We start from the raw sequence: 17,557 nt of genomic DNA on the forward strand, positions 1-17,557 counted from the left end.
AGGGCGATAACGCAATTGTAATGTCCGACACCCTGGCTCAGGTATTGGACATTTTGGTGGCGGAATGAACGTTCATTCTCAAAAAAATGAACGATCATTCTCAAAATTGCAAGAGGCGTTTGAAGGGGCACCTGCTCCATAACAGCCCGTCATTCCCGCCCTTGTGGCGGGAAGCCCTCTGCCAGCCACAAAGGGTGGATGGGGCGGACTGCTCAGCAGTCCGCTTGCGCTTCACCTGCGAGCGGCTCCAGGGTTTCCCGCCACAAGGGCGGGAATGACGGGAAGAAAGGGGGCTGGGTGGCGTAAGGCTATTACCCCGCCGGTGCGTCCAGCTCCGCCCGCACGCCAGGGCTGTTGTCGTGATAGGCCAGGGTTCCGGCCAGCTGACGGACCATGGCGTCCATCATCTTGCTGCCGAAGCCGACGCGGGGGCCCTGCTTGCCGCCGCCCTGATCGGCGACCGAGATGCGTACGCGGCCGCCGTGCTCGACCAGGCCGATGTCGATCCGGCCGGGGCGGCCGCCATAGGCGTATTTCACTGCATTGATCACCAGTTCGGTGACCACCAGGCCGATGGTCACGGCCTTGTCGGTCGAGACCGTGGCGGGGGCTGCGTCTACGCGCAGCATGCGCGCCCACTCCTGGCCCAGGGATTCCACCAGTTCCTCGGCCAGTTCGACGAGGTAGCGGTCGAGCGACACCGTCTCCAGCTGGTCGCCGCGGTAGAGCCGGCGGTGGACCAGGCCCACGGCGGTGAGCCGGCGGCTGGCCTCCTCGAGCGGCGCGCGGGCGGCCGGATCCTCGATGGCCTTCATCTGGATGGTCAGGAAGCCGGCGGCCAGGGCCAGGCTGTTCTGGACCCGGTGGTTCACCTCGCGCAGCAGGAAGTCCTTCTGGCGCAGCAGGTCGTCCTTGTCGTCCAGCGTGGCGCGCAGCTGGCTGTTCAACTCGGCCGTGCGGCGGGCGCGGCGCAGGTCCAGCAGGTCCTGGCGCAGGCGCAGGGCGGCCTCGGTCTGCGACGGGCTCCACGGGCGCGAGCGGCCCCGCACCGTTTCGCTCCAGGCGTCGAACGAGGCGCGCGGCGTGAGCGCCCCGTCGCCGCCGGCCGCCTTGGCGGTGCGGTAGGGATCGCCGGCCCAGCGCACGACCTCGACCTCCTCGGCGCGGGTCCACAGCACGGCCAGCAGCGGCGAGCGCTCGATGACCACGCCCATCAGGCCCGAAGCCCAGCTCTTGAAGGCGCTGGCGCCGGGGAAGACGGCGGCGCTGCGGTCGGTGGCGATCACCCCGCCCGCGTCGACGTCCAGCAGCCAGTCGCGCAGCATGGCGAGAGCCGTGTGCGGCGGGGTCTTGCCGGCCGTCTCGATGCGGTCGTCGCGGAACAGGGCCACGCCGTCGGCCTCGCCCAGGGCGACCAGGTCGGGAACGTGCTCCTCGAGCGCCAGGTCGCCGATGTCGGACTGCGACAGGACCGAGGCCAGGTCGTCGCCCAGGGCGCGCAGGCGCAGCTTCTCGCGCCAGGTCTCGGCCTCTTCCTTGGCCTTGATCTGGCGGGCGAGGCCTCCGGCCAGGGCGCGGCAGGCGGCGCGGATCTCGTAGGGCAGCAGGCGCGGGCTGTTGTGGTGGCAGGCCACCAGGCCCCACAGGCGGCCGTCCTTGACGATCGACACCGAGGCCGAGGCGATCACGCCCATGTTGCGCAGGTACTGCAGGTGCACCGGCGAGACGCTGCGCAGGGCCAGGTCGCTCATGTCGAGCTGACCTTCCGGCGCGGGTTCCAGCGGGGCGGGCGTGTAGCTCGAGTCCGGGATCACCCGCACGAGGTTGCGCACATACAGGGCGCGGGCCTGCCTGGGGATGTCCGAGCCGGGGAAGCGGTGGTTGAGGAAGCTCTTCAGGTGCTGGGCGCGATCCTCGCCGACCACCTCGCCGGCCTCGTCCTCGACCCCGAAGCGATAGATCATCACCCGATCGAAGCCCGTCAGGCGGCGGAACTCCAGGGCGGCGCGGTCATAGAGCGTCTTCAGGCCCGGGCAGCGCTCGAAGGCGGCGGCCGCGGCTTCCAGATGGGTCAGGATCTGCGAACCGGCCATCGGCCGCTCGAGGCCGGGCTCGATCTCCAGCAGCACGAGCTCGCCCTGAACCGTGGCGCTGAGGTCGAGGTTGCGGCCGTTCCGGTGCAGCACGCCGACGAAGCCGCCAGCCGGGCGGGAATTGGAGATGGCGGCGACCTGGGATGCAAGGTCGTCGCCGACCACGGCGCCGACGGCCTGGTACAGCCAGGTCTCGACGCCCAGCAGGCCGGCCACGTCGCCCGCCGCGGCGCGCACGGTCAGGCCGTCGCGGTCCAGCGCCAGCAGCACGCCGTGCGGCTGGATGGCGCCGGGGATGTGGATCGGCTCGCGGTCGCAGGCCTGGATCTGCTCGGGCGTCGGGGCCGCCGTCATGCGCGAAGCCTGTCCTGCATGGGGGCGTGCGACGGGAAAGCTACGGTCACGGCGGCGGCTCCAGACGGCCTAGGCCGGTGCTTGACAGTACGTCGCATTCAACAGGTTGACCGTCGTCTTGTCGACATTTGGCCCACGACAACGCGAACAGGGCTTGTCTGCATCTTTCGAGAGCGTCACGGTCACGCTCGTTTTCGGGAGACCCATCCGCATGACCGGCTTTCTTCTGCGTGCGCTGTTCGCCGGGCTGGGGCTCTGGCTGGCCTCGCGGATCGTGCCGGGCATCACCGCCACGGGCTGGCAGACGATCGCCATCGCCGCGGTGCTGCTGGGGATCGTCAACGCGGTGGTGCGGCCGATCGTGGTGCTGCTGACCCTGCCGATCACCCTGGTGACGCTGGGTCTGTTCCTGCTGGTGGTCAACGCCGCCATGCTCGGCCTGGTGGCCATGCTGCTGTCGGGACTGGCCGTGCACGGCTTCTGGGCCGGGATCTTCGGGGCGATCGTGATCGGCGTGGTCAGCTGGCTGGGCCACCTGCTGCTGGGCGAAGGCGCCGAGCGGGAGTGAGCCTGGCGGCCTAGCCGTCGGCGACCTGGATCCGCACGCGCACGCGACCGTCCTCGCCACGCGTGGCGACGCCGCTCGCTGTTTCGTGGGCCGCGCGGCGGGCGGCGACCTTTTCCTTCATGCCCTCGGGCCAGCGCGACACCTGGGCCAGGCGCACCTTGCGCGGCACGCGGGCGGCGGCCTTCAGCGGCAGGTCGTCGGCCTGGGCGAAGGTCTTGTCCATGAACAGGGCCGGGTTCAGCGGCCGGCCCTTGCGGCTGATCTCGAAATGCAGGTGCGAGCCGGTCGAGCGGCCGCTGTCGCCGACCAGGGCGATCGGCGTGCCGCGGCGCACGAAGACGCCCTTCTTCATGCCGAGGTTTCGGCCCAGGTGCGCGTAGAGCGTGGTGAAGCCGTCCTTGTGCCGGACCTCGACGAAGCGGCCGTAGCCGGCGTCGACGCCGGTGCGCAGAACGACGCCGTCGGCGGCGACCTTCACCGCCGTGCCGGAGGGGGCGGCGATATCGACGCCTTCATGCAGGCGGCCGCCTTCTTCCCAGGGCAGCTGGCGCAGGCCGAAGGGCGAGGCGATCTCGCGGCCGGGCAGGGGCGCGTCGAAGGCGTAGGCGGGCGGCGGCGGGGCCGGCGGCGCGGGTTCGGCGGCGGCCTGGAGCACGGGCGCGGTGATAGGGGCGGGCGCCAGCAGGTCGGCCAGGGCGCGGGCGGCCGGGACGGAGGCGGCGGCCACGACGACGGCGAAGCCCAGCGTCAGCGGCAGGGCGAGATTGCGGGCGGGCGGGGCCTGGGTGTCTGGCGCCAAGAACGGAACCTCGTGGATCGGTCATGTGCGAGGATCGCGGGCCGGGCGGTTCTAAGGGCTTGGCCTTTCGCGATCGTGAACGCGGCTCTTTGCCCGCCTGATCGGGCGGAAAGGCGGCAGCTATGCTGTGGTGTTCGCCAGAGCTTGGCTGGGCGCTGTCGCGAAATCGTCAAACATTACACGAATTTTAGAACATTAAATCCAGTCAATACTGTGAATACGGAGTCATGAACGACACTTAACGGGACTCTTCAAGTATCGTTCAGTACACCTTTGTCCATGGAGGCGCGGCGGACGCGCCCGGGAACAGAGGGAAAATTCCAATGCGCAAGTTCATGATCAGCCTCACCTCGATCGCGACCCTGACCCTGGCGGCCGTGCCGCTGATCGGCCTGACCCAGGCGGCCCACGCCGCGCCGGTCACCGTTCGCGTCGGCGACTTGAACCTGGCCAACCCGGCCGACGCCGCCGAGTTCGAGACCCGCGCCGCCGACGCCACCAAGCGCTTCTGCCGCGCCCGCGCCAATCACGAGCGTCTCGACCTGATGTCGCAGCGCGCCTGCAAGATCGACGTCCGGGACGAGATCAACGACAAGCTCTCGGACAAGCAGCGCCAGGCCCTGGCCTCGGCCGCCCGCGCGACCCCGGTGGCGGTGGCCGCTCGCTGAGCCCCCGCATGCCGAACGATCCGCCGCGGAGGCCCCGGTAGAACCGGGGCCTTTGCTGGAGGACCCCCTCCGGTCCTGCGGACCACCTCCCCCAGAGGGGGAGGATTAAACGAAAAAGCCCCGGTCCTGCGACCGGGGCTTTCGCGTTTCTGGCGGGAGAAGAAGGCTTCAGAGCCCCTTCACGATGCCTTCGACCATCTTCTTGGCGTCGGCGAACAGCATCATCGTGTTGTCCTTGAAGAACAGCTCGTTCTCGACCCCGGCATAGCCCGACGACATGCCGCGCTTCACGAAGAGGACGGTGCGGGCCTTCTCGACGTCCAGGATCGGCATGCCGAAGATGGCGCTGGTCGGATCGGTCTTGGCGGCCGGGTTGGTCACGTCGTTGGCGCCGATCACGAAGGCCACGTCGGCCGTCGAGAATTCCGAGTTGATGTCTTCCAACTCGAAGACCTCGTCATAGGGGACGTTGGCTTCGGCCAGCAGCACGTTCATGTGGCCCGGCATGCGGCCGGCGACGGGGTGGATGGCGTACTTCACCTCCACGCCCTCTTCCTTCAGCTTGTCGGCCATTTCGCGCAGGGCGTGCTGGGCCTGGGAGACGGCCATGCCGTAGCCCGGGACGATGATCACCTTGCTGGCGTTCTTCATGATGAAGGCCGCGTCGTCGGCCGAGCCCTGCTTGACCGGACGGGTCTCGACCTTGCCGCCGGGGCCGGCGGCCGCGGCGTCGGCCCCGAAGCCGCCCAGGATCACCGAGACGAACGAGCGGTTCATGCCCTTGCACATGATGTAGGACAGGATCGCGCCCGACGAACCGACCAGGGCGCCGGTGATGATCAGGGTGGTGTTTTCCAGCGTGAAGCCCAGCGCCGCCGCGGCCCAACCCGAATAGCTGTTCAGCATCGACACCACGACCGGCATGTCGGCCCCGCCGATCGGGATGATCAGGGTGACGCCGATCAGCAGGCTCAGCGCGAAGATGCCCCAGAAGGCCCACTTGGCCTGGCCGCCGCTGATCACCAGCACCACCACCAGGGCGACGATGGCCAGGGCGATGATGATGTTCAGCAGGTGGCGGGCCGGCAGCAGGATCGGCGCGCCGCCCATGTTGCCGTTCAGCTTGGCGAAGGCGATGACCGAGCCGGTGAAGGTGATGGCGCCGATGGCCAGGCCCAAAGAGAGCTCGATCAGGCTGTTGAGGTGGATGGCCCCGTCCTCGCCGACGATGCCGTAGGCGGCCGGGGTGTAGATGGCGGCCACGGCCACCAGGCAGGCGGCCATGCCGACCAGCGAGTGGAAGGCGGCGACAAGCTGCGGCATCGAGGTCATCGCGACCTTGCGGGCGATGATCGCGCCCACCGCGCCGCCGACGGCGACGCCGCCGAGGATCAGCCCCAGGGTCACGATGTCGAGCGCGCCTTGCGTCCACAGGGTGGCCAGGGTGGTCGCCACGGCGATGGCCATGCCGATCATGCCGTTGCGGTTGCCGGTCTGGCTGGTCACCGGGCTGGACAGCCCGCGCAGCGCCAGGATGAAGAGCACCCCCGAGACGATGTAGAGGATGGCGGCGAGATTGGCGTTCATGGTCTTTGCTCCCCCTCGGTCCGCTTACTTCTGCTTCTTCTTGTACATCGCCAGCATGCGCTGGGTGACGAGGAAGCCGCCGAAGATGTTGACCGCCGCGAAGGCCGCGGCGAGCGCGCCGGCCCCCTTGGAGATCCACACCGATCCGGTGGCGGCCTCGCCCGCGCCGCCGTGGGCGGCGGCGGCGAGCAGGGCCCCGACGATGATCACCGACGAGATGGCGTTGGTCACGGCCATCAGCGGGGTGTGCAGAGCGGGCGTCACGCTCCAGACCACGTAGTAGCCGACGAAGATGGCGAGCACGAAGATCGCCAGGCGGAACACGGTGGGGTCGACGGCTTCCATGGGAGCCTCCCTTTCTTGATGGCGCTTAGGCGGTCTTCAGGTTCGGATGGACGATCTCGCCGCCGCGGGTGACGACGGCGGCCTGCAGGATCTCGTCCTCGAAGTTGGGCTCGAACGCGCCTTCCTTGGTCAGGAACAGCGACGAGAGCGCGAACAGGTTGCGCGAATAGAGCGCCGAGGCGTCGGCGGCGATGCGGCCGGGCAGGTTGGCGTGGCCGAGGATCTTGGCGCCGTTGGCGGTGACCACGGTCTCGTCCAGCTTGGCGCCTTCCACATTGCCGCCCTGCTCGATGGCCAGGTCGACCAGGATCGAGCCGGCCTTCATCGACGCCACCTGGGCGGCGCTGACCAGCTTCGGCGCCGGACGGCCCGGGATCAGGGCGGTGGTGATGACGATGTCCTGCTTGGCGATGTGGCTGGAGACCAGCTCGGCCTGCTTGGCCTGGTACTCGGCCGACATCTCCTTGGCGTAGCCGCCGGCGGTCTGGGCGTTCTTGAACTCCTCGTCCTCGACGGCGAGGAACTTGGCGCCGAGCGACTCGACCTGCTCCTTGGTGGCGGGACGCACGTCGGTGGCGGTGACCACGGCGCCCAGGCGGCGGGCGGTGGCGATGGCCTGGAGACCGGCGACGCCGACGCCCATGATGAACACCTTGGCCGCGGCGACGGTGCCGGCGGCGGTCATCATCATCGGCAGGGCCTTGCCGTACGCCTCGGCCCCTTCGATCACGGCGCGATAGCCGGCGAGGTTGGCTTGCGAGGACAGCATGTCCATCACCTGGGCCCGCGTGATGCGCGGGATGAATTCCATGGCGATGGCGCTGGCGCCCGCCTTGGCCAGCGCGTTCAGCGTGTCCTTGTCCTGGTAGGGATTGAGGGCGGCCGCGACGATCGCGCCGCTCTTCAGGGCAGCGATCTCGGCGGCCTCGGGCGCGCGGACCTTGAACAGGACGTCGGCGTCCTTGATCGCGTCCTTGGCGGTCTTGGCCAGCTTGGCGCCGGCCGCTTCATAGTCGGCGTCGAGATAGGAGGCGGCCGTTCCGGCTCCGGCCTCGACCACCACCGAGAAGCCGGCGGCGGTCAGTTTCTTGACGGTCTCGGGCGTCGCGGCGACCCGCGTCTCATTGGCGCGGGTCTCTTTCGTGACGGCGATGACGGCCATCGGCATACCTCCCCCGGGAGCGTTGTTCGCTCAAACAGATTGAGCCGCTCTTTAGGGGAGGTTCTTGCCTCTTGTCGAGAAATACCCGCGTGTCGGGCGCAAAAAATTGCCGATGTCTACCGGTGTCAATGAGCCGGAGCGGCTTTCTCGCGGAGGGCCAGGATGCCGACGACGGCCAGTACGACAGCCGTTCCGGCCGCGCCGATGAAGCCCGCGGGGGTGCAGAAGAGCAGGGTAAAGAAGGTCAGGGCGACAGCGATCGCCAGCGAGCCCCACTTGGTCATCTTGCCGAACGCCGCATAGGTGGCGGCCTGTTCGTGGATGTCCATTTCACCGCGGTGGTAGTCGGACGCTTGGTTGCCCATCGAGGAGCCTCTCCCTGAATTTTTTCCACAGCCGAAGTATATCAAGCCCGCCCGGGGCTCAAGCTGGGGCGGCGCCATGACGCAGAACGACGTTCCAATTATTCCCAGGCCAATTTATTCCCAGGCCGCCAGCAGGCCGCGCAGCCCGGCCACGAAGGCCAGCGGCTGGTCGAGCATGACGTGGTGGTCGGCGTCGGGAACCGGCAGGCGCAGCACCGCGTCCGGCATCTGGGCGATCATGTAGTCCAGGGTCTCGGCGTGCATCAGGCCCGAGCGCTCACCCCACATCAGCGCCGCCGGGCAGGCGATTTCGGTGAGCAGCTGGCCAAGGTCCGGCATTGAGAACCGCTGCCAGATCGCCGGGTCGAACTTCCAGGTCCAGCCGCCTTCGACTTCCTTCAGCGAGCGGCGGGCGATGTAGTCGGCGACGTAGAGGTTCTCGCAGGGCTGGGGCGGGGCCAGGCGGAAGCGGGCCAGGGCTTCCTCCAGGGTCGGATAGACCTTGGTCCCGAAGCCCGAGCGCGGCGGCGGACCCTTCCAGCGCTTTTCCGGCGGTTGGATGCTGGTGTCGACCAGGATCGCCCCGCGCAGGCGCTCGGGATGGCGGGCGGCGCAATAGAGGGTGGGAAAGCCGCCGAACGAGTGGCCGACGAAGATCGGTTTCACTCCGCCGGCCTCCAGCTGGGCGGCCTCGACGGCGGCGAAGGCTTCGGCCGCGAAGGTCTCGGCGCTGTAGGCCTCGCGCCAGCCGCTGCTTCCCATGCCGGCCCACGAGATCGCTGCGATCCGCCAGTCCTTGGCGAAGGAAGGCGCGATGAAGCTCCACCAGTCGGCGTGGGCGCCGTTGCCGTGCAAAAAGAGCAGGCCGGGCTTGCCGATCTCGCCCCAGGTCAGCAGTTCGATGGGCGTTCCCAGGACGTCGATGGTCGAGCGCTCGGGCGCGACGGCGATCGCCGCGTCGAACCAGGCGGGGGTGGGCGGCGGCGCGCCGTGGAAGGGCGCGAGCAGCGAGGCGGGGGCGTGGTCGTCGGCCATGGCTCAGGCCTCCTCGCGGAAGGCGACTTCGCCGGGGCGGGGCTTGCGGGGGGAGAGCGCCTTGAAGATCCCCGTGCCGGTCATCAGGGTGCGCTCGCCGGTCCAGATGCGGCCGCGTACGGTGAAGACGAGGTCCTCCTCGGCCAGCAGCTCGCCCCGGCCCTCCACGAACTCGCCCAGCTGGGCACCTGACAAAAAGTCGGTCATCAGCCGCACCGTCACCCACGAATAGGACTTCTGCAGCGAGATGATCCGGCCCCAGGCCATGTCGGCGAAGCTCATCAGCATGCCGCCGTGGCAATTGCCCAGGCCGTTGGTGTGATGCTCCTCGACCCGGAAGCCCAGCGTGGCCTCGCCCGGACCGTCTGCGCGCTCGTAGAGCGGGCCGATCTGTCGGCCAAAGCCCCGCGTCCAGTTCAGCTGGGCGTAGCCGGGCGGGATGGCGGCGCTCTGGGCCTCGGTCAGGTCGTCGGACATGGGAGAAGTCTAACGGTCGTTTGAATGCGCCCGCAAGGCCCTCTCCCCGTGGGAGAGGTGTCGGCGTAGCCGACGGAGAGGGGAGTGGTGCGAAATCGGCCAGCTTCTCAGCGGTTGAAAACGTCCCCCCTCCGGCCCTTCGGGCCACCTCCCCCATAGGGGGAGGATCTTGTTGGACGGGCTCGCTCTTCTAGATGCTCTCCCTCTGGGGGAGCTGTCGCGGAGCGACTGAGGGGGTCTTCCCTACGCCCGAACCTCGCCGAACTTCCCCGCCTGATAGTCCTGGATCGCCTGGATGATCTCTTCGCGCGTCGTCATCACGAAAGGCCCGTGCGAGACGACCGGTTCGCGGATCGGGTCGGCGTGGCCCAGCAGCAGCACCGCGCCGTCGGTCGAGGCCAGGTCCAGCCCCTCGCCGTCGGTCAGTTCGACGAGATTCGCCGCGCCCGCCGTCCGGTCGCTCACGGTGATCGAGCCGCGCACGACATAGAGGAACACCGCCCGCCCGGCCGGGATCGGCAGCGACAGGTCAGCGCCCGCGTCCAGCCGCACGACGCTCATCGCCACGCCGGTCAGCGACTGGATGGGACCCGTCACGCCGTCGATTTCGCCCGAGATCAGCTCGATCGTCGCGCCGTCCTTGCGGACCTTCGGGATGTCCGGCGCTTGCAGGCCGACATACTGCGGCGTGGTCATCTTCAGGCGGCTGGGCAGGTTGACCCACAGCTGTAGGATCTCCAGCGGCCCGCCGCTGCGCTTGAAGGTTTCGGGCGACAGCTCGGCGTGCACCAGGCCGCTGCCGGCCGTCATCCACTGCACGCCGCCCGCATCGATGATGCTTTCGTGCCCGCCGCTGTCCAGGTGCGATAGCTGGCCTTCGAGGATGAAGGTCACGGTCTCGAAGCCGCGATGCGGATGCGGCCCGAACGGCAGGCCTCGATTGCCGGGGCGGTAGGTCTGCGGGCCGTGGTGGTTGAGAAACAGGAACGGGTCCAGCTGGTCGATGGCCGGGCCGGGCAGGGGGCGACGGGTGGTCAGGTCGCCGATGTCGTCGCGATAGGCGCCGTGCAGGCGGGCGATGGTGCGGGTCATGGGAAGCTCCTTACGCCTTCACGTGCTTCTCTTCATCGCCTTCCTCGCCCTCGTGGCGAGGACCCATGCTGGCGACCGCTCAGACCTTGGCCGGTTCGCGACGATCTGGGCGGCTGAACGATGGGCCCTGGGCACAAGGCCCAGGGAGGCGAGCAGGGGTTATGCGGGAGGGGAAATCCCAGCCGCCCCCAGCACCGCCTTCTGCCGCTCCGCCAGCCCCTCTTCCGAGAACCCCTCCAGCGAGGCCTCGAACAGGGCGCGCCAGTTGTGGCGGGCGCCGAGATGCAGGAAGGCCGCGCCAAGGCCGATGGCGGCGCGGTCCATGAACACGAACTCGCGCGGGATGACGACGCCGCCTACCGATTTCAGCGCCTGGCGCACCTTGAAGGCCTCGCGGCGGCCGTACTCGCCGGGCGGCACGTCGTCGGCCACCGTGCGCACGCGGTCGTCCAGCAGCGGGCCGTAGATGAACCTGGCCCAGACGTTCAGCACGTCGACCAGCTCGTCGGTCAGGTTGGCGAAGCCCCAGCTGCGATAGGCCTCCATCTGGCCGGCGCGGTCGTCTTCGGAGAGGGCGCGGTAGAGCCGCACCACCCCGGCCACGAACCGCGGCGGGAACACCCGTATGCAGCCGAAGTCGAGCAGGTTGAGGTGCGCCGCGCCATCCTCGCCGCCGCCGAAGGTGTAGTTGCCCAGGTGCGGGTCGCCGTGGATGACGCCGATGTGGGTCATCGGTCCCCACCAGGCCTCGAACAACAGGGCCGCGATGCGGTCGCGGGTCTCCTGAGGCGCGGCCTTGAAGGCCATCAGCCCCTGGCCGTCGAGCCAGGTCATGGACAGAAGCCGCTTGGTCGAAAGTTCCGGCACGGGCAGGGGCGTGCGGATGTCGTCGCGGCCCGCGAAGAAGCCGCCATAGACGGCCATCATCCTGGCCTCGCGCTCGTAGTCGAGCTCCTCGCGCAGGCGGTCGCCGATCTCCTCGATCATCTCGGTCGGGTCGATCGAGCCGTCCATCCGCTTGAGCAGGGCGATCAGGGCGCGCAACTGGCCAAGGTCGCTTTCGACGGCGCTCTGCATGTCCGGATATTGCAGCTTCACCGCCAGCTTGCGGCCGTCGGGCGCCGTGGCGCGATGCACCTGGCCGAGCGACGCGGCCGCAGCGGCCTCGTGCTCGAAGCTCGTGAATTTGCTCGCCCAGTCGGCGCCCAGCTCGGCGGCCATGCGCCGGCGCACGAACGGCCAGCCCATGGCCGGGGCGTTGGTCTGCAGCTCGGCCAGTTCCTTGGCGAACTCCGGCGGCAAGAGGTCGGGCACCGTGGCGAACATCTGGGCCGCCTTCATCAGCGGACCCTTTAGGTTCCCCAGGGCGGCCTTCAGGGCCTTGGCGTTGCGGGCGCTGGCGTCGTCGCCGGCGAAGACGCGGTTGGCGCCGTAGCTGACGGCGGCGCCGGAGAGCCCCGCCCCGACCTTGGCGAAGCGGGCCAAACGGCCGGACAGGCGGTCGCGTTCGGGGTCGTCGACCATCAGGAACCTCCCCCTATGGGTGAGGCGATCGCGTAGCGATCGGTGGGGGGAGTGAGTGCGAGCTTTCCGCCGCCTAGAAAGCTGAAAACGGCCCCCCACCGGCCTTCGGCCGCCTCCCCCATGGGGGGAGGTTCCTTGAAGGCGATCCTCACACCAACGCCTCGAACTCGTCCACCAGCCGCTCCAGCTGCTTGCAGCCCGCCGCCCAGAACGCCTTGTCGCGAGGGTTGAGACCGAAGGGCTTCAGCGCCTCGACATAGGTGCGGGTGCCGCCGGCGGCCAGCAGGTCCTCGTAGAGGGGCGCGAAGGTCGCCGGGTCCTCGCGGCGCTTCTCCATCAGGCCGCGCACCAGGAGGTCGCCGAACGCGTAGGCGTAGACGTAGAACGGCGCGTGCACGAAGTGGCTGACATAGGCCCAGTAGTGCTCGTAGCCCTCGTTCAGTGTCACGGCGGGGCCCAGGCTCTCGGCCATCGTCTCCATCCAAAGCGCGCCGATCTGGTCGGGCGACAGCTCGCCGTCCTGGCGGGCGGCGTGGAACCTGCGCTCGAAGCGGTGGAAGGCGATCTGGCGGACCACCGTGTTGAGGCCGTCCTCGATCTTGCCGGCCAGCAGGCCCTTGCGGTCGGCGGGCGTGGCTTCCGCCAGCAGGCGGTCGAACACCAGGCCCTCGCCGAAGATCGAGGCCGTCTCGGCCAGGGTCAGGGGCGTGTCGGCCAGCAGGGTGCCCAGCGGCGCGCACAGGGTCTGGTGCACGGCGTGGCCCAGCTCGTGGGCCAGGGTCAGCACGTCGCGCCGCTCGCCCATGTAGTTCATGAAGACGTACGGATGGCGGTCGGCGGTCACCGGGTGCGAATAGGCGCCCGACTGCTTGCCGGCCCGGGGCCTCGCGTCGATCCAGGGCTGGGTGAAGAAGGTCTCGGCGGTGTCGGCGAACTTCGGGGCCAGGGCCTGGAAGCTTTCCAGCACCACGTCCTTGGCCTCGGCCCAGGGATAGGTGCGCGGCTGGGCGGCGTCGAGCGGGGCGTTGCGGTCCCAGTAGTCCAACGACTTGCGGCCCATGGCCTTGGCCTTCAGCGCATAATAGCGGTGCGACAGGCGCGGATAGGCCTCGACCACGGCGGCCTCCAGGGCGTCCACCGCGTCGGCGTCGACCTCGTTGGCCAGGTGGCGCGAGTGGGCCGGGTCGTCATAGCGCCGCCAGCGGTCCTCGACCTGCTTTTCGAAGGCCAGGGTGTTCATCACCAGGGCCTGGGTGGAGGCGCGTTCGTGCAGGGCGTGGGCCAGGCCGTCGGCGGCGGCCTTGCGGCGGCGCACGTCGGGGTCGGACAGGCGGTTCAGCGCCTCGGGCAGTGTCAGCTCTTCCTTGCCGACCTTGGCGCTGAGTTTGGCCAGGGTCTCGTCATAGAGCCGCACCCAGTTGGCCACGGCCGGGCCGCGATCGACGATGTAGCGCTCCAGCTCGGCCGACAGCTCGTGCGGGCGCGACAGGCGCAGTCGGCGCAGCCACGGCGTCCAGCGGCGGGCCGGCTCGTGGGCGTCCAGCGCCGCGTTCAGTTCGGCGTCCTCCAGCTGGTTCAGCTCCAGCGAGAAGAACAGGCTGTCGGCGGCGATCTGCGAGGAGCGGGCGCGAAGATCGGCCTCGAACTTGGCCCAGGCCGGGTCGTCGCGGGCGGTCGAGGCGGCCAGACCCGCATAGGCGCCCACGCCCCACAGGCCGTTGACGGCCTCCTCGTAGAGCCGGATCCCGCGATCGAGCAGCTTTCCCAGCCGCTCAGGCTCGCCACGGGCTTCGAGGAACATGCCCTCCAGCGAGGCCAGTTCGTCATTGGCGGCCTTGGCGGCGGCCAGGTCGGTTTCGATCTTCGGATCCTCGCGGCCGGCATAGAGGTCGGCGAGGTTCCACTCGGGAAGGGCGTCGGGCTTGAAAGGCGCGTTCATGGCGTGAAGGGATATGGCGTCTGGCGGGGCTGAGGCAATCGGGAAGGGCGCAAATCCCCTCTCCCCTTGCGGGAGAGGGGTGGCCTCCGAAGGAGGTCGGGTGAGGGGTTGAAGATCGGGGCCGCTGCGGAAACGTGTCAGCCGGCGCGATGGTTCAGGTCTGAAAGACCCCTCATCCGTCGGCTTGCGCCGACACCTTCTCCCGCAAGGGGAGAAGGATCAGGAATGCCGCTTCACCAACCCCTTCGGCGCCACCAGCGTCCAGGCCGTGCGCAGCAGGCCCGCCAGCTCATCCGCGTCGATCGCCGCAAGCCGCACCAGCACCGCCGGATAGCCGCGATAGTGGGCGTCGTCGAAGAAGCGCTCGGGGGCGGCTTCGATCAGCATCTGCTTGGTCTCGATCAGGCAGCGCACGGCGATAACGCCGGGCACGAGCACCCGCTTGGCCTTGGGCGCGGGCCGGGCGAGATAGCCCCAGGCCAGGCCCTTGCCGGCCACCTCGTAGGCGACCTGCTCGCCGTTGGAGGCTTCCACGACCTCGGGCAGGGCCGTGGCCAGGGCGCGAAGGGTATCGGCGTCGACCATGGACCGATGAAGCGCCCAACTCCTTCCGCGTGCAACGGGGGAGGTGGCGCGCTGCGGATACGCAGCGTGACGGAGGGGGCGACCGCCACTGCCCAGCCCAGTCTCGCCCCCTCCACCGCTTCGCGGTCCCCCTCCCCTGCAGGCGGGGGAGGAGCAGGTTTTGCCAAACACCGTAAACCGTTGTTAAGGCTCGCTGTTAAGGTCTGCGACACCTCTCCGAAAGCCGGTGTTTACCCCCGTGCTGTACCACTCTGAACCAACAAGAGCCTCGCTCCATGTCGGGCGCGGCCGGTTCTGGTGGATGGCCTTCAATGACCAAGACGGTGCTCGTCGTCGACGACGATCCGACCCAACGTCGACTGATCCAGGCGGTTCTGGAGCGCGAGGGATTCGCCGTCTCCCACGCCGAAAGCGGCGACGCGGCCATGGCCCATCTGGCGGCCGGCGCGCCGGCCGACGTGATCCTGCTCGACCTCGTGATGCCCGGCCTGCCTGGCCAGGAGGCGCTGAAGGAGATGCGCGCGCGCGGCTACGCCCAGCCGGTGATCGTGCTGACCGCCAGCGGCGGCGTGGACACCGTGGTGAAAGCCATGCAGGCCGGCGCCACCGACTTCTTCATCAAGCCGGCCAGCCCTGAGCGGATCACCGTGTCGATCCGCAACGCCCTTTCCATGGGCGACCTGAAGGGCGAGGTCGACCGCCTCAACAAGCGCGTCTCGGGCCGCACCACCTTCGCCGACCTGATCGGTTCCTCGCCGGCCATGACCATGGTCAAGCGCATCGGCGAGCGCGCCGCCAAGAGCTCGATCCCCGTGCTGATCACCGGCGAGAGCGGGGTCGGCAAGGAGCTGATCGCCCGCGCCGTGCACGGCTCGTCCGATCGCGCCGGCAAGCCGTTCGTGGCCGTCAACTGCGGCGCCATCCCGGAAAACCTCGTCGAGTCGATCCTGTTCGGCCACGAGAAGGGCTCGTTCACCGGCGCCTCCGACAAGCACTCGGGCAAGTTCAAGGAAGCCGACGGCGGTACCCTGTTCCTCGACGAGGTCGGCGAGCTGCCGCTCGACGTCCAGGTCAAGCTGCTGCGCGCGCTGCAGGAAGGCGAGATCGATCCGATCGGCTCCAAGCGCTCGGTCAAGGTCGATGTCCGCATCGTCTCGGCCACCAACCGCGACCTGTCGGCCGCCGTGAAGCAGGGCCTGTTCCGCGAGGACCTCTATTACCGCCTGAACGTCTTCCCGGTGGAGGCGCCCAGCTTGCGCGAGCGCCGCGAGGACATCCCGGCCCTGGTCGAGGCCTTCGTGCGCCGCTTCAACGTCGAGGAAGGCAAGCGCGTGGTCGGGGCCTCGCCCGAGACCCTGCAGATCCTCTGCGCCTTCGACTGGCCCGGCAACGTGCGCCAGCTGGAGAACGCGGTCTATCGCGCCATCGTCCTGGCCGACGCGCCCTACCTGCAGCCTTACGACTTCCCGGCCATCTCGGGCGTCATGGCCCCGCCGCTGGAGGCCTCGCCCACCGAGGCCCTACCGGAGATGATCCAGGCCGCCGCCTACGGCGTCGAGGTCGGTCCGGTCGGCGAGGCGCCTGTGCGCATCCTCGACGGCCACGGCCACCTGCGGACCCTGGAAGACATCGAGCGCGACCTCATCCAGCACGCCATCGAGGTCTATGCCGGCCACATGAGCGAGGTGGCCCGCCGCCTCGGCATCGGCCGCTCGACCCTCTATCGCAAGGTCCGCGAGCAGGGCATCGACGTGGACGTGAAGGAAGCCTCGTAAGCGACAGCCGGCGGCCTTCGGGCCGCCAGAACACCGCAGGCGGATGGGCTTTCGACTGACGGCCAAGGTCTTTTGGGCGACGCTCCAAACGCCTATGCGACGCCCTCAAGACCGACCAGGTCGGCAGCCTGTCATGTTGGTGGAGGAGTTCAGGTTGGCGCGGGATCGGCTGGGCTAGTTGGTGCTGCTACATGAGGCTGCATCTCCACCAAAGTTCCGCTGCTGATCGAGATATAGCTCGCGCGGAGAATTTGAACGTCACCGAAGGCGTCTTCGTAATAAATGTATACCTGAAGTCGAAAGTATCGCGTTCCGAGTAGGACATCATTGTATTCGCTGGGGGTAATGGCGCGACCAGTCGGATTTCTCATCCTGGATGGCTGACCGACCCCAAGGGTAGTGCCCCCCATTTCGTCGAAAAAGGTATGAGGCTCGTAGGGAAGAAAGCCAGGGTCGGTCGTTAGAGAAAAGTAAGTCCGACATTTATAGTTTACTGCCGGTGTTGCTCCTCGATTAAATATTACGATGTTGCAGAGCATAGCTGTTCGAGGAGTGTACGGTACTAGGCTGACTTCTTCGATCGACAGATAGGGGCGGAGTTGGACCTTGGCGGCGTTCTCGCTGATCTCGACGGTGCGAAGAGAGATGTCCGTAGAGCGAACTGCGGCTTGAGCTGCTGTTCTGGCATGCTCCGCCGATCGCCAAGCGAAGAATAGCGTGCCAGCCAGACCTATCGTCCCCACGATCCCGAGAAAAATCTGTAGCCTCGTCAGTGCTAGCATCTTGTCGGCAGCGTCGGCCATGCGCAGTTGTGCATCGAGGTCTTGCTTCTCGCGAGCGATCTTTCTTGTCTCTGGCTCGGCCGGTGGCTTGACCTGAGCTTCGGTGTAGGCGCGAGCGGCCGCAGCGATTTCCGTGACGGCTTTGGCGTCATTCGACGTTTGCTGAGTTTCCGGCGCCATACCCGCGCCCAAGAGCAGGCACATCGCCATTCCTGCCCCGATCCTCACGATCGCGTCATGCATAGCCCCCTCCCTCTTCAAGCTCCACCATACCGGCACGCTATGCGCGCTTAAATTGTTCGGCGAGTCCCGAGCCCCGAGCCTCATGCCGATTGCATTGTGCAGGCATGGTGTGAGGGGCGGGTCGAGACCGACGCCTCCGAAACGCCGTCGACGCTCGGTTACTG

Annotated in this window: 16 protein-coding genes; 3 read left to right on the top strand and 13 right to left on the bottom strand. The window is 68.3% G+C overall.

Going from position 1 to position 17,557, the window contains the following annotated elements; translation table 11 throughout:
- Positions 1 to 311 precede the first annotated feature (311 nt).
- The gene (locus AC07NS_RS08120; protein ID WP_494602647.1) at positions 312 to 2,447 is read right to left on the bottom strand and encodes a histidine kinase dimerization/phosphoacceptor domain -containing protein; all 2,136 of its coding nucleotides are present in this window, start codon (positions 2,445 to 2,447) and stop codon (positions 312 to 314) included.
- Positions 2,448 to 2,658: 211 nt separating this feature from the next.
- Here AC07NS_RS08120 and AC07NS_RS08125 point away from each other — a divergent pair, with 211 nt between their 5' ends.
- Positions 2,659 to 3,015: a phage holin family protein gene (locus AC07NS_RS08125; protein WP_494602648.1), complete on the top strand. Its 357-nt coding sequence runs from the start codon at positions 2,659 to 2,661 to the stop codon at positions 3,013 to 3,015.
- A gap of 10 nt (positions 3,016 to 3,025) precedes the next feature.
- Here AC07NS_RS08125 and AC07NS_RS08130 read toward each other — a convergent pair whose 3' ends face one another.
- The gene (locus AC07NS_RS08130) at positions 3,026 to 3,814 is read right to left on the bottom strand and encodes a M23 family metallopeptidase (protein ID WP_494602649.1); all 789 of its coding nucleotides are present in this window, start codon (positions 3,812 to 3,814) and stop codon (positions 3,026 to 3,028) included.
- Between the two features lie 323 nt (positions 3,815 to 4,137).
- On the opposite strand from AC07NS_RS08130, the gene AC07NS_RS08135 reads away from it, so the two are divergent.
- Positions 4,138 to 4,482 carry a UrcA family protein gene (locus tag AC07NS_RS08135; protein WP_494602650.1) on the top strand — a complete coding sequence of 115 codons (345 nt, stop codon included), beginning with the start codon at positions 4,138 to 4,140 and terminating at the stop codon, positions 4,480 to 4,482.
- A 168-nt stretch (positions 4,483 to 4,650) separates the two neighbouring features.
- On the opposite strand, the gene AC07NS_RS08140 is transcribed toward AC07NS_RS08135, so the two are convergent.
- The 10 genes from AC07NS_RS08140 to AC07NS_RS08185 all read right to left on the bottom strand — a co-directional run bounded on the left by AC07NS_RS08140 (position 4,651) and on the right by AC07NS_RS08185 (position 14,593).
- Positions 4,651 to 6,069, bottom strand: coding sequence for an NAD(P)(+) transhydrogenase (Re/Si-specific) subunit beta (locus tag AC07NS_RS08140; protein ID WP_494602651.1), 1,419 nt, complete (start codon positions 6,067 to 6,069; stop codon positions 4,651 to 4,653).
- A 24-nt stretch (positions 6,070 to 6,093) separates the two neighbouring features.
- On the bottom strand, positions 6,094 to 6,414 hold the full coding sequence (locus AC07NS_RS08145) for a proton-translocating transhydrogenase family protein (protein ID WP_494602652.1): 321 nt from the start codon (positions 6,412 to 6,414) through the stop codon (positions 6,094 to 6,096).
- Between the two features lie 25 nt (positions 6,415 to 6,439).
- Positions 6,440 to 7,582: a Re/Si-specific NAD(P)(+) transhydrogenase subunit alpha gene (locus AC07NS_RS08150; protein ID WP_494602653.1), complete on the bottom strand. Its 1,143-nt coding sequence runs from the start codon at positions 7,580 to 7,582 to the stop codon at positions 6,440 to 6,442.
- A gap of 119 nt (positions 7,583 to 7,701) precedes the next feature.
- Positions 7,702 to 7,941, bottom strand: coding sequence for an aa3-type cytochrome c oxidase subunit IV (locus tag AC07NS_RS08155; protein ID WP_487292030.1), 240 nt, complete (start codon positions 7,939 to 7,941; stop codon positions 7,702 to 7,704).
- A gap of 114 nt (positions 7,942 to 8,055) precedes the next feature.
- Positions 8,056 to 8,976: an alpha/beta fold hydrolase gene (locus AC07NS_RS08160; protein ID WP_494602654.1), complete on the bottom strand. Its 921-nt coding sequence runs from the start codon at positions 8,974 to 8,976 to the stop codon at positions 8,056 to 8,058.
- 3 nt (positions 8,977 to 8,979) lie between these two features.
- On the bottom strand, positions 8,980 to 9,453 hold the full coding sequence (locus tag AC07NS_RS08165; protein ID WP_494602655.1) for a PaaI family thioesterase: 474 nt from the start codon (positions 9,451 to 9,453) through the stop codon (positions 8,980 to 8,982).
- Positions 9,454 to 9,696: 243 nt separating this feature from the next.
- Complete coding sequence (locus tag AC07NS_RS08170) at positions 9,697 to 10,545, bottom strand: pirin family protein (protein ID WP_494602656.1); 849 nt, start codon at positions 10,543 to 10,545, stop codon at positions 9,697 to 9,699.
- Between the two features lie 159 nt (positions 10,546 to 10,704).
- Positions 10,705 to 12,069, bottom strand: coding sequence for an ABC1 kinase family protein (locus tag AC07NS_RS08175; protein WP_494602657.1), 1,365 nt, complete (start codon positions 12,067 to 12,069; stop codon positions 10,705 to 10,707).
- 148 nt (positions 12,070 to 12,217) lie between these two features.
- A complete protein-coding gene (locus tag AC07NS_RS08180) occupies positions 12,218 to 14,008 on the bottom strand; it encodes a M3 family oligoendopeptidase (protein WP_494602658.1) in 1,791 nt (596 codons plus the stop codon).
- Positions 14,009 to 14,227: 219 nt separating this feature from the next.
- Positions 14,228 to 14,593 (bottom strand): MmcQ/YjbR family DNA-binding protein, encoded by a 366-nt coding sequence (locus AC07NS_RS08185; RefSeq protein ID WP_494602659.1) that lies wholly within the window; start codon positions 14,591 to 14,593, stop codon positions 14,228 to 14,230.
- Between the two features lie 311 nt (positions 14,594 to 14,904).
- Between AC07NS_RS08185 and AC07NS_RS08190 the strand changes: the two genes are divergently transcribed.
- Complete coding sequence (locus AC07NS_RS08190) at positions 14,905 to 16,368, top strand: sigma-54-dependent transcriptional regulator (protein WP_494602660.1); 1,464 nt, start codon at positions 14,905 to 14,907, stop codon at positions 16,366 to 16,368.
- A 149-nt stretch (positions 16,369 to 16,517) separates the two neighbouring features.
- Here AC07NS_RS08190 and AC07NS_RS08195 read toward each other — a convergent pair whose 3' ends face one another.
- Positions 16,518 to 17,393 carry a hypothetical protein gene (locus AC07NS_RS08195; RefSeq protein ID WP_494602661.1) on the bottom strand — a complete coding sequence of 292 codons (876 nt, stop codon included), beginning with the start codon at positions 17,391 to 17,393 and terminating at the stop codon, positions 16,518 to 16,520.
- Between the last annotated feature and the right edge of the window lie 164 nt (positions 17,394 to 17,557).

It is taken from the genome of Caulobacter sp. GW821-FHT10A10 (assembly GCF_059415745.1).